Raw genomic sequence first — 14,286 nt, forward strand, 5'->3', positions numbered from 1 at the left:
CGGTGTCGAGGGCAAACGTCATCGAGGTCAAGAATCTGGGGAGATTACAACTGATTATGGCTCGTTCACGTGCACGTCACACGGCGGCCAAGCGCCCATCCATGGCCTTGACCGCTTTCGCTTCGTTCTCTGCCTTGGTGGCGGTCAGCGTTGCGCTGAGCAACGGCTCAGCGCCGGCACCGTGGGAATCCGCGTACGCCAACGAGTCCTCGGGCGAGTCGTCCGAAAACCCGCAAGATCGCGGTACGTTCGGCCAGCCCCAGGCCGATGAACAGGGCGAATCCCGGCCCTCCTTGTTTGCCGCCGTGCCCGATGACGCACTCATTTCGGACGTTCAGGACACCCCCCAGGATTACGTGGCCAGCCAGGTGCATAACGTGTCCGACCGCGGAACCGGTTCCGCGCCGTCGTCGGTGGCTCCTGCCAAACGGGCCCCCGCCACGTTCGAGGGCGAACTTCCTTTCAACACGATCATTGCCCCTGCCCAGCCGCCCACGGTGCTGGACGGCGGTCAGTTCGGCTGGCGCGTAGCCCCGGACACCAAGGAACGCGAGTTCCACAACGGCACGGACATCTCCACCTCTGAGGGCACCCCGGTCGTCGCTGCCCTGGAAGGCACCGTCACCGCGGTGTTCTGGGACGAATGGGGTGGTAACCGCGTTGAGGTTTCCCATGCGGACGGAGTGAAGACCACTTACAACCACCTCAAAGACGTGATGGTTCAGGTGGGCGACCCTTTGAAGGCATCCGAGCAGCTCGGCACCATTGGTCAGACCGGCCTGCGGGTGACCGGCCCGCACCTGCACTTCGAGACCTGGGTCGAGGGTAAGGCAGTGGACGCACAGTCCTTCGATTGGGAGACCGGAGAAGGCATCATCCCCGCCTCCCGACCCAAGTATTCCCTGGAAGATCAGGCCCAGACCGATCAGGCCACCACCGACAACGGTTCCGTACCCGGCACCGACAACGGCCCCATGTCCGATGTCCCCGAGGATGAGCAGGAACGAATCATCGCGCTGAGCCGGGAAACGGCTCCGGCGGAGGATGTGCCGGCAGAGTCATCTGTCTCTGATTCCGGCGATGGCGACGGCGCGGGTGCCGGTTCCGGCGACGGTGCTGGTGCTGAGCCTGGTCCGGTCGCGGAGCGGCGCGCGGCAGAGGCACAGCCGAGTCAGTCACGTGAACCGGGGGATTCGGCCACTCAATCCCATTCCGCACGACCCGATCAGAGTGGCGGCTCGCAGTCTCCCTCGACTGAGTCCCGTTCCGCTCAGCCCAGCCCGTCTCGGAGCTCCTCCAGCTCCAACGACGACGCCGAGGGTCGGGTGAACGCGGGCAGCCCGTCCGGCGCTACCTCCGATGCCACGAAGTCCCGCCCGAGCGGCGGTCCGTCGCAGGGAAGCGGCTCCGGCGCGTCGTCGAACACGGCTGAAAAGGACAACGGTAAGAAGCCCGACGCGACCAAGAAGCCGAAGCCGAGTCAGCCTGCCACGACCTCCGAGCCCAGCGAACCTGCGTCAACGGGCGACCCGGTCAAGCCCGCTCCCGCCAACACCGGCAAGCCGAAGCCTCAGCCGACGCCTACTGACACTGGCAAGCCCAAGCCGCAGCCGACGCCTACTGACACGAAGAAGCCGGCGCCGGTCGAACCCACTAAGCCTGCAGAACCGACCCAACCGGCCGATCCGCCGAAGGCTCCGAAGCCCGAGACCACCAAGCCGGCCGTCCCCGGTGCGCCGGTCGAACCGGGAACCCCGCCGGAAGACCCCAAGGGCGATACTCCGTCAAACGACAAGCCCGCAAAGCCCACGGTCAACCCGTACGAAGCAGATATCACCACGCTCACCACACTCGAGCAGCTTCAGCAGCGCACTCAGGTGTTCGTGAATCAGCAGCTAAGGCTGACTCCGGAGCAGCAGTTCGGCACGGGTTCGCAGTTAAACGCTCAGCTGCCGTTGTTGTCGCAGCAATTGGTCACTGTCAAGGTGGATCAGCAGGATCCGAAGTTCACGGCCCAGCTGACTGCAACGCAGGAGGCGGTCGAGAAGGCCGCAGCCGCCCCGAAGGACAAGAAGCTCACGGACGCGGCCACAGTGGAACTCACCAAGTTGCAGACGATGCTCGCTAAGGTCCCCACCTACGTGGACCCCGCCTCATCACCGGCTCGCTGACCCACCCGACTGGCACGCTCAGCTGATCGGCCTGACCGACCCACGTAGTGGATTTATGGTTCCCTATTCCCTTTTCGGGCACGAAAATCGGGGATAGGGAACCTTAAAACTTTCGCGTAGGCGGGCCCAGGTTCCTGGCCAGAAAGTTGAGCCATGTTCGACGCCGCTCGGGCTCCCAAAGATCGCGCCAGACAAGCACTTGCACGTCCCAGCCGGAATCGCGGATGAGCTGGATCCGGTAGTTTTCGTCCTCGTAATGAGATCGCTTCTTGTAGTGGACTTCCCCGTTGTACTCGATCGCGGTCATTGAATCGGGCCAGGCCAGATCGATGTAGAAATGTCGTCCTTGCGGCGTCACATGATAGTTCGTCCTGGGTGGTGGGAACCCGTGGCGTAGCGCGATGAGCCGGGTGAGCGTTTCGTTGGGTGACCACACCTGGTCGTATGCAGCTCGAAGAGCGGCGCGGACGCGACGTACCGACGGCGAAGTGGGTGGGAACAACTCGAGTGCATCCTCGATCACGTCCGCGGTGAAGTCTCGCAGGGTCACTTTTTCATCGACAACGATTCTGCGTGACAGTAAAGCGTCAACACACGCAATGAGTCTCCACACCGACAGATAGGGAGCCGCCACGACCAGAGCCTCGACCGGATGCGCGACAAAACATCCCCAAGGGCCGTAATAACGGCTGAGACCGCGGGACTTGGTCATCCGAAGCTGACCGGCGAAAGTCCGAACGCGGGTTCCGTGCCACGACAGATGGGGAGTCAACTTTGCCGTCTCAAACTCAGACTCCCTCTCTCCCGCCCGGTGGCCCAGCAGCGGATTGACCCAGCTCTGTGTTTCCCCGATGGGCAGATCCAAGAGTTCGAGTGCGTTCAGTCCGGTGACACGCAGATGGTTATCGCGCGTCCGCAGGTGCTGCTGCAGAAGCGCCGCTCTCTGGAGGGGAGACAACGGCTCGGAACTTTGCGCCCAGACCCCTCTGGCGAGCAATTGCATGGTGGGGTCTCGAATGAGCTGCTCATTCCGGCGACCCCAGTCGGCGAAAGACTTCACCACTGGACGCTCACCCAGGTCAAGAGCGGGAACACGTTTCATGCCTGGAACCTACGCGAATACCCGCCGACGCGGATTTCGTTATCCACAGGCTGCGGTTCCCCTGTCTCTCAGGACCTCCGTGACGGAACTGTGTCTGGACATTGGTGAAGTTTTAAGGTTCCGTATTACCGAATTTCGCCTCCGAAAACGTAATAGGGAACCTTAACTCATGCTGGTGGCTGGTGGCTGGTGGCTGGTGGCTGGAGGCTAGAGGCTGGAGGCGCGGTGGGGAGAGCGGACTAGCGGCGGGGAGCTAGCGGCCCCTGCCGCGGATCCGCAACGACCGGGCGAAGACGATCGCCAACAGGCCCATAAGAGGCACGAAGAGGATGGCCAGTCGCAACCCCACGGAGTCCGCCAGAGCACCCACCAGCGGAGGCGAGATCAGGAAGATCACGCGCATGCTCCAGCTGACCAGGGTGAGTCCGGTTCCGGGTTTGAGCCCGGGAGCGCGGTCTGCCGCGGCGTAGGCGCTGGGCACCAGGGTCGCGCAACCGAAACCGGCCAGGCCGAAGCCCACCAGGGCCATGGGAACGTTGGCCGCGATGATCACGGTGCCCATGCCCAGGAAGATCAGGGCACCACCGAAGCGCGTGATGTTCACTTCCCCGAAGGCATTGATCATCCGGTCGCCCAGCAGCCGTCCGATGAACTGCGCACTCACCATCACCACGTAGGCGAAACCCATCACGGTCACCGGAGCGTCCAGAGTGTCTCGAAGATACACGGCACCCCAGTTGTTGCCGATGTCTTCGACCAGCACCCCGGACATCGCAATCACAGCGAAAGGCACGAGCGCCAGCAGCGCCTTGCCCGCACCCGCGGGGATGATGGGCACACCAGCGGTATCCGTCATGACCTCCGCGGGAACTTCGTGACTGTCCGGGAGGGAGAACCGCATGGCACCCAGGGCCACCGCCGCGAACAGGACGCCGCTGAGCGCCAGGTGCAAAGGCAGCGGTAAGTGCAGCGCGATCGCCGCGGTGCCCATGAGCCCGCCCAGCACGGCACCCACACTCCACAGGGCGTGCATCGAGTTGATGATCGAGACTCCGGCCAAACGTTGCACCCGCAGACCCTGGGCATTTTGAGCGGTGTCGACAACGGCGTCCAACGCACCCGCCAGCAGCAGCCCCACGAAGAACACCGCCACGTGTGGAATGGAGGCCGCAAAAAACACTGAACCCGCCAGGAGTACGGATCCCACGGCGGCAGCTCGGGCGGTTCCGAAGCGTCGGATGATCGGCGCGGGTAACGGCCCCGCCACCACACCACCGATGGGCAGCGCGATCAGCACCAGCCCGTACATCGCGTTGGTCAGCTCGAACATGTCCTTGATCTCCGGAAGCCGCGGCAGCAGGTTCGCGTAAATCGCACCGTTGGTCAGGAACAGCAGCGACACGGCGATGCGGGCTTTGAGGATGCGCGATGGACTCACGGGAACCAGCGTATGGCCTGAGTCAATACGACGTGAAAGCGGGCCCGCACCTCACCTGGAGGAACGGGCCCGCTGGCCGTGCGGGGTGCTGACGGTAACGAGCTAGTTGTTCCGGAACTCCCAGGGGTTCTCCGACATGGCCTCGTCGTAGGCGGAGCTCCACTCTTCGCGCCAGTAGCGCATGTCCGCGCTGTCTTGCGCGCTCGCCGGCTCACCCGCAACGAACAAGCACGGACGGCCATCGGGCGCGGTTTCACAGGCGTCCTGGCTGGTCCAGGCGGTTGCGATTCCGTTCTCGTCACGCGCGGAGTTCGACGGCGCCGCGCTGGCCTTGCTCGAGGCCCCGGCGCTCGGCGACGCGCTCGCGGAAGCCGACGGGCTCACGGAAGGCGAAGGAGCGGCGTCGTTGTCGAAGCGCGAGTCAAACGAATCGTTCCACTGCCTGCGATCGGGGGTGACCGTCTCCGGGGAGCGCGGGTCGTCGAAGCCCTGCTGGGAGCTGGCCGGGTACCAGTAGTCGGCGGTGGGCAGCTTGAGCTCGTAGACCCCGGACTCGGCAGTCACTGAGCTCTGCTTCGGTGCCTCGCCGGTTGCCCGCACCGAGGTGAAGCCGTTGCGGGTGTGGGCGTCCAACCGGTCGCTGACCTCGATGCCGTCCAGCAGCACCTGACCGTTGGTGGTTCGGGCGTCAATCACTGAGGCCTTGACGGAATCCGCACTCACGGAGCCGAACTTGGACGTGGCGGTGATCTCATCGAACGCACCGGTCACATGCACCAGCCCGTGTTCCGCGGTGAGGTCGAGGGAGGTGTCAGTGTCACTCTCCGGCACCGTGATCTCGATGTTGTTGATGGCGCTGTTCCACCGCGAGGTCTGCTCGGCTGCGTCCACGCGGATCACGCCGTCGGATTCCTGGGGCGCACGCTGGTCGCCCAGGCCCCAGCCGAATTCCTGCCACTTGACCTCAACGTTCTCGACCGTGGGACTCGTGAGGACGCGAACGTTGGCGCTGTCCGAATCCACCACGATCTTCGAGGCCTCGGAGGAAGCGGTCCAGGTGTCGGTGCGTTCCTGGGTCATCACCGCGGCTGTTGCGGCACCCGCGCCGCCCACCAACAGGGTCAGCGCACCCAATCCGCCGATGATGCCGGTCGCTGTGTTCCAGCCGCGGCGCTGACCTCGGTTGATGGGCGGGTTGGTGGGGTGCGGTCCCGCAGCGCGCGAGGAATCGTAAGGCACCCGGGGTGAGGGTTCGGGCGATCCGTGGGGAGCGCCGTCGGGCTGGGAGGGAGGAAAATGTGTGCTCATGGCGGTGTCCTAAAGGGAGTGGTCCGGGTAGCCCAGGTACTTGAGAACGGCCAGCACACGGCGGTTGCCGGACGCTGACGTCACCCCGAGCTTCGTGAAGATCGAGCCGATGTGCTTTTCCACGGCCGATTCGGTCAGGTACAGATTCGTGGCGATGGACGCGTTGGACAGGCCCTGCGCCATCAGCCCAAGGACCTCGCGCTCGCGGGGCGACAGCAGTTCCAGGTCCTCACGCTGGCGGGAGCGCACCAGAATCTGGGTCAGCACCTCGGGGTCCAGGACGGTTCCGCCCTCGCCCACGGTCTGCACGGATTCCAGGAATTGGTCCACGTCCGCCACACGGTCCTTGAGTAGATAACCCAGGCCTTCGCGGCGCGAGGCAATCAGCTCGGACGCGTAACGCTCCTCCACGTACTGGGAGAGCACGAGCACGGCCACCTGCGGGTGCGCGGAGCGGATGAGGACCGCGGCGCGAATGCCCTCGTCCGTGAAGGACGGTGGGAGCCGCACGTCCACCAGCGCAAAGTCCGGCCGGTGTTCCTCCACGGCCTTCACGAGACCCTCGGCGGTGTCGGTTTCGGCGACCACTTGGTGGCCGGCGTCGGTGAGGAGACGGACCAGGCCGGCTCGCAGCAGCACGGCGTCTTCGGCGATCACGATACGCACGGGGTCACGCTCCTTGATTTTCGACGACGTCGCTCGCGGCCCGGCTGCCCGACCGCACGTTGCGGTCGGACTCGTTGCTGTCGGAGTCGTGACGGTCCGGTTGGTTGGCGTTGGCGCTGGTGCCGGTGCGAGCCGGTGTGTTCAGCGGGAGCTGCACGATGACCTCGGAGGGCCCACCCGTGGGGGAGTTCAAGAAGAACTGGCCGCCCGCGGAGCGGATCCGGTCTTCGATGCCGGACAGGCCACCACCGGGTACCACCCGTGCGCCGCCGCGGCCGTAGTCGCGGATTCCCGCCACCACGGTGGAGGTGCCTGGGATGTCACCGTCCTGGATGGAGACGGCCACGTCAGCGGTGCGGGCACCGGAGTGCTTGATGGCATTGGTGAGGGACTCGGAGACCGCGAAGTACACGGCGGCCTCGGTCTCGGGCGTCAGTCGGGGGACGTTCACGTTCACGTTGACCGGGAACGGGGCCTGAGCGGCAACCGCGGAGATGGCGGCGTCGAGCCCGCGATCCTCCAGAACCGCCGGGTGGAAACCGCGCGCCAGGCGGCGGAGCTCCGTGATAGCGGCCTTGGTGGTTCCGTGCGCCTCGCTCACGAGTTCCTTGGCGTAGGCGGGGTCGGTGTCGATGCGCGACTTGGCCATCGAGAGGTTCATGGCCACCGACACCAGCTGGGGCTGAACGCCGTCGTGCAGGTCGCGTTCGATGCGGGAGCGTTCGGTGTGGGCGCCGCGGACCGCGGATTCGCGGGCCTCGGTCGCGTATTCGACCTGGCGGCGAGCCTCGGCGGCCTCGCGGCGGAGAGCTGCCGACTCGCTCATCCGCAGCAGGGTAGCGGACAGGCCGCGGTGGGCCAGGGTGAGCAGGGCCAGTAGGACTACGCCGATCAGGAGGCCCAGAATGCTTGCCAGCACGCCGGTCCATTCGGGCCACCCCTGAACCGGGGTGAAGAAGCGCTGCGCAATGGAGTTCTCCGGAGCGAACAGCGGCGAGAACGCGCCCACGATGCCCGCGCCAATGGTCACGAGCGAGAACACGGCCAGCGCACCCAGGATGAACGTGAGGATCAGGTGCAGGAAACCCAGCCACATGGAGCTGTCGGTCGCGTCCAACCACAGTTGGTGGGGAACGCGCACCCAGTCCGTGCGCGGCGTGCGGCGCCGCTGCGGGTCACGCAGGTCCAGGCCGAACGACGACGCCGAGCGCCGCCGTTCCAGCCACACCGCCGCCCAGATCACGTACACGGTTCCGGCCAGGACCAGCAGGCCCAGACCCACCGCGGGGATCATGGCGACACCCGTGAAGATCAGGGTGCCGATCACGATGATCCAGAAGAAGTTCAGTAGTGCGTCAATGACCAGGTCCGTGGCTCCGAAGAACATGGTCTTGGGAGAGAAGGTGCTCCACTCGCGTACGGAGTCCTGGGAGACGGTAGAAGAGCCGCGTGAAGGAGCCGGAGACTGCGGCGGCTGTGGCGGCTGCGGAGTTCCGTGCGGCGGCAAGGGGCGGGTGTGCTGCGTGTCTGCCGGAATCGCTTCCGTGGGTTCCCACGGTGGAGTCGGGCGCGGGTCTGGAGTGGTCATGTCCATAACGCTACGGTTCTGCCCCTGTTTTCCGCGCCAGAGCTAGCCACCGAGTCGGGGTGGGGTTTTCCCCACCTCCGGCGTTCGGGCTCGCGTTGGAGGCGGCCAGTGAAGTCGAAGCGGGCGGCGTCATCTCACTCCACCAACGCGCGGCTTCCTCCAACACACGTGTGTACCTGCATACACTGATGCTCATGAGCGACGGCGTTCAGACCCACTCCGCCCCCACCCGGGCCAATGGCTCCGTGGCGCTCGCGGACCGTGACCTCGCCTCGGACGCTGCACGCGTGGGATGCGTGATCGCGGTGGTGTTCATTCATTTGCTCATGGTCACTCTCACTGCGGATCCGGACACCGACGAACTCGTTTCCGTGCTGGTCCCCGAGGAACAGGCCTGGTACTGGTGGGCCACGTGGATCCTGCAGGTCATGCCGCTGTTCTTCGTGGTGGGCGGCGTAGCCACGGCGGGGGCGCTGCGGCGGCGTCGAGCCAGGGGAGCCGCACCGGCGGAATACGTGCGGGAACGCACGCTGCGACTCATGCAACCGGCGGCCGTGCTGTGGCTGGTCTTCGCGATCAGCGCCATGGCGGCCTTGGCGCTCGGGGTAGGCGAAGAGCTCGTGACGTTCGCGCTGTCCGGCATGGGAATGTCCCTGTGGTTCTTGGCGGCGTATCTGATCGCGCAAGCGCTGGCGCCCGCCTTCTTGGAATTGCACGAACGCATGGGCTGGGTGTGGTGCTGGTTCTTGCTCTCGTGCATGGTCGCAGTGGATCTCTTGCGGATGGCCACGGATCAGCAGTGGTGGGGGCTGCTGAACATGCTGTTCGTGTGGCCGCTCATTCAGCAACTCGGGTTCTTCCGGGCGGACGGATGGTTTGCGACCCGCGGCACGCTCACGCTGCTCCTGATCGTCGCCGCTTGCTACGCGCTGCTGGCCGTGTGCGTGTTCTCAGGGCGTTATGCCCCGGACATGCTCACCAACCTGAACCCGCCCACGGTGTGCATGGTGTTGTTGGGGCTGGCCCAAGCGTGCCTGCTGCAGGTGTTCACCCCGGCCCTCAACCGACTCATGCACTGGCGGCCCGCTCAGGCGGTCACGTATGTGGTGGGAACCCGTGCCATGACCATTTACCTGTGGCACCTGCCGGTGATCATCCTGGTGATGGCCGCGTGGTTCTTCGCGGGCGGTTACGATCCGGTTCCCGGTTCAGCGCAGTGGTGGTTGTTGCGGATCCCGCTCGCTGTGTTGTGCTGGGTGGCCGTGCTGGTCGTGGCCACGGCGTTGCTCCGAGTGGAGCGAGCTTCGGCCAAGCCGTGGGGCAAGCTACGGCTGACACCGCTGGCCGTCCTCGTCGGGTTGATTTGCGCGGTGGTCCCGCCGCTGCTGGAGATCGTCACTCTGTTGACTCCGGCCCTGGTGCTCTGGGGTGCTGCGGGATCCGTGGTGTGCCTGGTCATCATGAAGTGGGGCGTTGTGCCGGGGCCACGAGGTGTTCGTTGACGTACCCGAGCAGGGTGGGCATCAGCGCGGGATGCAACTGATGACCCATGCCGGGGATCTCGATGAACGTGGCATCCGGAATGGCCTCCGCGGTCGCGGGCCCGCCATCAGGGCGCACGATCTTGTCCTTGTCACCGTGAATCACCAGTGTGGGCGCGGTGATGTCCGAGAGCACCTCCGCACGGTTTCCTGACGCACGGATCGCTCCGATCTGACGCCGCATGGCCGCCGATTCGCCGTGCGGGTTGAGCGATCGATCCCAGTGGGCCGCGGCCAACTGGGCCTCGTAGGCTTCATCGATGGGGTACCCCGGCCCCGCCAGGTGCCGTCCGATGATCGTGCGGCCCCTGATGTACACGGAACGATTGGGCGCTCCGGGGAGCATCAGCATCGCGGCGGTGGAGGTCGCGGTGGTGCCGACTTCGGGATCGCCGGTGGTTGAACAAATGGAGACGAGCCGGCGCACCAGCTGCGGATGATGAGCGGCCAAGGATTGCGCGATCATCCCGCCCAGGGAGAAACCGATCAGGTCCGCTCGCTCGATGTTCAGCGCTCGCATGGTGTCCGCGACGTCTTCGCTCATGTCCTCCACGGTGTACTGGTCTTCGGGGAGGTCGCCGCTCAGCAACTGTCGCGCGGAGGGCGCCTTGGAGGTGGCACGGAAGGACCTGCCCTCGTCCCGGTTGTCGATGCGCACCACGCGGAACCCCTCTGTGACCAGGGACTTCACGAACGAGATGGGCCACGCGGTGAGGTCGAAGGCCAGGCCGGTGATCATGATGACCGCGGGGCCGTCCACGGGCCCATCGATGCGAACGCACATGGTGCGGCCGTCACCGAGATCAGTGATTTCCTCCGCGCCCGAATCTCCCGGCCCCGCGAGCAAGGTGGGCAGTTCCTGGAGAACGGGGGCGGCGGCGTCGTCGAACCGCAAGAACTCGTCGACCACGGGCCGTGACCGAAGTTCGCGACGGTCCGCCAGATAGCTCATGGACATGAGCCATGGGCTGCGGGTGCCTTGCTTGGGGAGGCCGTCCAGGGCGCGTTGGACGTACCCGGCGTCGAAGTCGAGTAGTGGTTTGGTCTTGAGGCCCTCCGGCGCGAGCGGTCGCACGGAGGCGGCGCCAATTCCGTCCATGTGTGCGAGCAAGCGCGAGAACCAATCCACGAGCAAACCGATTTTGAGCGTCCAGGACGCGTTGGTGTACCCGATCGCGAACGCGAAATTGGGCATGTCGCTCAGCATCACCCCGCGGTAGGCGATTTTCTCGGTGAGGTCCGCGGGTACGCCGTCCAAGCTGAAGCGGGCCCCACCGAACAACAACACGTTGAATCCCGTGGCGGTGATCAGGATGTCCGCGGAGATGTCCTCACCGCTCTCCATGCGCACGCCGGTCTCGGTGATTTCGTCTATGGTGCCCGTGACCACGTGTCCCGCCTCGGACTTGAGGGCGCGGTAGAAATCCCCGCCCGGTGCCACGCACACGCGCTGATCCCACGGTTTATAGGGCGGGTTGAAGTGTTCCTTCACGGAGACGTCGTCGGGCAATTGCGACTTGTTGACCGCAGCAATTGCGCCCTTGACTAGGTGCGGCGCGATCTTGCTGGTCTTCCACAGGAACCGCTGCTGGCGCGTGGCCACCGCGCGCGCCAGATGCGAGGTCCGCTCCTCACCGAGTCTCGGCTTGAGCGCTTTGGCCAGCTGATTCTCCTTGGGGACGGGAATGATGTAGCTGGGCGTGCGCTGCACCATGGTCACGTTCGCGCCCCGCTCCACAAGCGACGGAAGCAGGGTGACGGCGGTGGCGCCGCTGCCGATGATCACCACGTTCTTGCCCGTCACCTCCGTGTCCTGGGGCCACAGCTGCGGGTGGATCACGGTGCCGCCGAACTGCCTCAGTCCCGTGATGTCGGGTTCGTTCGGCTGGTCATAGCGGTAGTAACCGGTCGCATTGAACAGCCACGTTGCGGTGACCTCCCGATACTTGCCCGTCCCGCTCGGTTCATTACTCGCCGACGACGCCGCACTGTCACCTTGCGTGGGCGCCGCCCGGGCGGTGCGTTCCGCGGTGACGCACCAGTGACTGTGTTCGGAGGACCAGTCGGCAGCGACCATGCGCTGGTTGAAGCGGATCAGCTCGTTCACGCCGTATTCGTGAGCGGTGTCGCGGATGTATTGCAGGATGGCGGGGCCTTCGGCAATGGACTGCGGTCCGGTCCACGGTCGGAACTCGTACCCGAAGGTGTACAGATCCGAATCCGCACGCACCCCCGGGTAGCGGAACAGATCCCACGTGCCGCCGGTGGCATCACGGGATTCCAGGATGCCGATGGTCTTGTGCGGATGCTCCTGCCGGAGTTTGCACGCAGCACCGATTCCGCTCAGACCTGCACCGATGATCAGGATGTCGAAGTGCTCAGCGTCCGTGGACATGGTTCATGAATAGCAAGTGTTCCTGCGATTTACATGATCAGTCCAGGTGGTCCCATACGCTGAGGTCTTGCCAGCCGACTGTCACTGTGCGGAGGTACTTGGCTCCCTTGACCTCACGGGCAGCCTTCTCTGTGGCGAAGACTCCCAGGGGTGCCGGATTGCGATCCGCGGAGACGTGGGAGTGGCGAGTCCGTTTGCCCTCGAACACGATGAAGAGCTGATCGCCGTCCCCCACGGCGGGCGCGTCCGGAACGGTGAATCGTTCCCACATGACGCGGTACGTGGGACGAACAGAGAGTTGTTGCTTTTCGATGGAGCGCGCATCGAACTCGGTGCGGGTCACCGCCACGAGTGGAGCGTCCGAAGACTCCGGGTGCTGTTGGAAGACCAGGAATGCCTCGGGATAGCTACTGCGGAAGTTGAGAATCTTCTCAAGGATGGATGTGAACGGACGGTTCATGAATTAACCATGACCGACATCCATGCCTTTGTCTGCACTGTTCGCGTTTGTGAAGGCAAATTCGTCAAGTGTTACCCAACTAGGAGCGATGCCTCAATACGTTTGCATGAGGCCGCCGGGACCGCGGACGTGACTGCTAGCATGAAGTGGACCTTATGTGATCCAAGTCACTTAGAAGCACATGCGTAGCTCATCAGGAGGATGATCCGTCATGGCCGACAATCGAGCCGTTGCTTACGAAGGTCCAGGGAAAGTTCAAGTCATCGACACTCCTTATCCGGAGTTCGAACTCAAGGATGGTCCGGGTGTGAATCCGGCCAACGTGGGGCGCAAAGTCCCCCACGGAGTCATTCTGAAAACCATCGCCACCAACATTTGTGGTTCCGATCAGCACATGGTGCGCGGTCGAACCACGGCGCCTCAGGATTTGGTCCTGGGCCACGAAATCACCGGTGAAGTCATTGAAGTGGGGCCGGACGTCGAATTCATCAAAGTCGGCGACATCTGCTCCGTCCCGTTCAACATTTCCTGCGGTCGGTGCCGCAACTGTAAGGAACGCAAAACCGGCATCTGCCTCAATGTGAATCCGGATCGCCCCGGTTCCGCCTACGGGTATGTCGACATGGGTGGCTGGGTAGGTGGTCAAGCGCAGTTCGTGCTGGTGCCCTATGCGGACTGGAATCTGTTGAAGTTCCCGGACCCGGAGCAAGCCCTTGAGAAAATCCTGGACCTGACCATGCTCTCGGACATTCTGCCCACCGGGTTTCACGGTGCCGTGACCTCCGGAGTGACGGTTGGTTCCACGGTCTACATCGCCGGCGCGGGACCCGTGGGACTGGCCGCGGCGGCGTCGGCGTTGCTGCTCGGTGCGGCCGTGGTCATCGTGGCTGACATGAACGATGACCGCCTGGCGCAGGCGCGCAGCTTCGGGTGCGAAACGATCAATCTCACGGAAGGCGACCCGCAGGATCAGATCGAGCAGATCCTGGGCGTGCCCGAGGTGGACTGTGCCATTGACGCTGTCGGTTTCGAGGCGAAGGGCCACGGCAAGGATGCTGAAGAGGCGCCCGCAACCGTGCTCAACTCCCTCATGGAGATCACCCGGGCCGGTGGTGAACTCGGTATCCCGGGGCTCTACGTCACCGGCGATCCGGGCGGTATCGACGAAGCCGCGCAGAAGGGCTCCCTGTCACTGTCGTTGGGCACCGGGTGGGCGAAGTCCCTGGCCTTCACCACTGGTCAGTGTCCGGTCATGAAGTACAACCGTCAGCTGATGATGGCCATCCTGTACGACCGCATCCACATCGCCAAGGCGGTCAACGCCAAGGCGATTCCGCTAGAGGACGCGCCCAAGGGCTACGCCGAGTTCGACCACGGCGCGGCCACCAAGTTCGTTCTGGATCCCAACGGATACCTGGGGGCGTCTGCGGCATAGGGAGCCGCCAGAACCTCGCGGTCGCACGCTGATCGACGTTACGACCCTTGCGTGCGCCACCTCGCAATCTGATCGACCTTGGGACCCGGATTTCCGGGTTCCAAGGCGTTAACGTCAATCAGTTTGCGGGCAGTGTTGGCAGGTGGTCGTAACGTCGACCAGGCTGCGCCCCGGGCCCGGCC

General features: G+C 64.6%; 10 protein-coding genes. 3 read left to right on the top strand and 7 right to left on the bottom strand.

Annotated features, from left to right (window positions below):
- Positions 1-56 precede the first annotated feature (56 nt).
- A complete protein-coding gene (locus RF638_RS10225) occupies positions 57-2,171 on the top strand; it encodes a peptidoglycan DD-metalloendopeptidase family protein (protein ID WP_368841967.1) in 2,115 nt (704 codons plus the stop codon).
- Positions 2,172-2,274: 103 nt separating this feature from the next.
- Here RF638_RS10225 and RF638_RS10230 read toward each other — a convergent pair whose 3' ends face one another.
- The 5 genes from RF638_RS10230 to RF638_RS10250 all read right to left on the bottom strand — a co-directional run bounded on the left by RF638_RS10230 (position 2,275) and on the right by RF638_RS10250 (position 8,273).
- Positions 2,275-3,273 (bottom strand): hypothetical protein, encoded by a 999-nt coding sequence (locus RF638_RS10230; RefSeq protein ID WP_259915860.1) that lies wholly within the window; start codon positions 3,271-3,273, stop codon positions 2,275-2,277.
- A gap of 253 nt (positions 3,274-3,526) precedes the next feature.
- Complete coding sequence (locus RF638_RS10235; RefSeq protein ID WP_238663302.1) at positions 3,527-4,711, bottom strand: MFS transporter; 1,185 nt, start codon at positions 4,709-4,711, stop codon at positions 3,527-3,529.
- 102 nt (positions 4,712-4,813) lie between these two features.
- On the bottom strand, positions 4,814-6,019 hold the full coding sequence (locus RF638_RS10240) for a DUF4097 family beta strand repeat-containing protein (RefSeq protein WP_129702318.1): 1,206 nt from the start codon (positions 6,017-6,019) through the stop codon (positions 4,814-4,816).
- A gap of 9 nt (positions 6,020-6,028) precedes the next feature.
- On the bottom strand, positions 6,029-6,685 hold the full coding sequence (locus tag RF638_RS10245; RefSeq protein ID WP_129702317.1) for a response regulator transcription factor: 657 nt from the start codon (positions 6,683-6,685) through the stop codon (positions 6,029-6,031).
- 4 nt (positions 6,686-6,689) lie between these two features.
- The gene (locus RF638_RS10250; RefSeq protein WP_129702316.1) at positions 6,690-8,273 is read right to left on the bottom strand and encodes a sensor histidine kinase; all 1,584 of its coding nucleotides are present in this window, start codon (positions 8,271-8,273) and stop codon (positions 6,690-6,692) included.
- A gap of 194 nt (positions 8,274-8,467) precedes the next feature.
- Here RF638_RS10250 and RF638_RS10255 point away from each other — a divergent pair, with 194 nt between their 5' ends.
- Positions 8,468-9,775, top strand: a complete 1,308-nt coding sequence (locus RF638_RS10255; protein WP_368841968.1) for an acyltransferase — start codon at positions 8,468-8,470, stop codon at positions 9,773-9,775.
- Here the strand turns inward: RF638_RS10255 and RF638_RS10260 are convergent.
- On the bottom strand, positions 9,732-12,209 hold the full coding sequence (locus tag RF638_RS10260) for an alpha/beta fold hydrolase (protein WP_368841969.1): 2,478 nt from the start codon (positions 12,207-12,209) through the stop codon (positions 9,732-9,734). The two genes, RF638_RS10255 and RF638_RS10260, sit on opposite strands and share 44 nt — an antisense overlap.
- Before the next feature lie 37 nt (positions 12,210-12,246).
- Positions 12,247-12,669: a hypothetical protein gene (locus RF638_RS10265; RefSeq protein ID WP_315277197.1), complete on the bottom strand. Its 423-nt coding sequence runs from the start codon at positions 12,667-12,669 to the stop codon at positions 12,247-12,249.
- A gap of 211 nt (positions 12,670-12,880) precedes the next feature.
- Here RF638_RS10265 and fdhA point away from each other — a divergent pair, with 211 nt between their 5' ends.
- A complete protein-coding gene (fdhA, locus tag RF638_RS10270; RefSeq protein WP_129702315.1) occupies positions 12,881-14,104 on the top strand; it encodes a formaldehyde dehydrogenase, glutathione-independent in 1,224 nt (407 codons plus the stop codon).
- Positions 14,105-14,286: the final 182 nt, after the last annotated feature.

Source organism: Kocuria sp. CPCC 205235, from assembly GCF_040980905.1.
Lineage (GTDB): Bacteria > Actinomycetota > Actinomycetes > Actinomycetales > Micrococcaceae > Kocuria > Kocuria carniphila.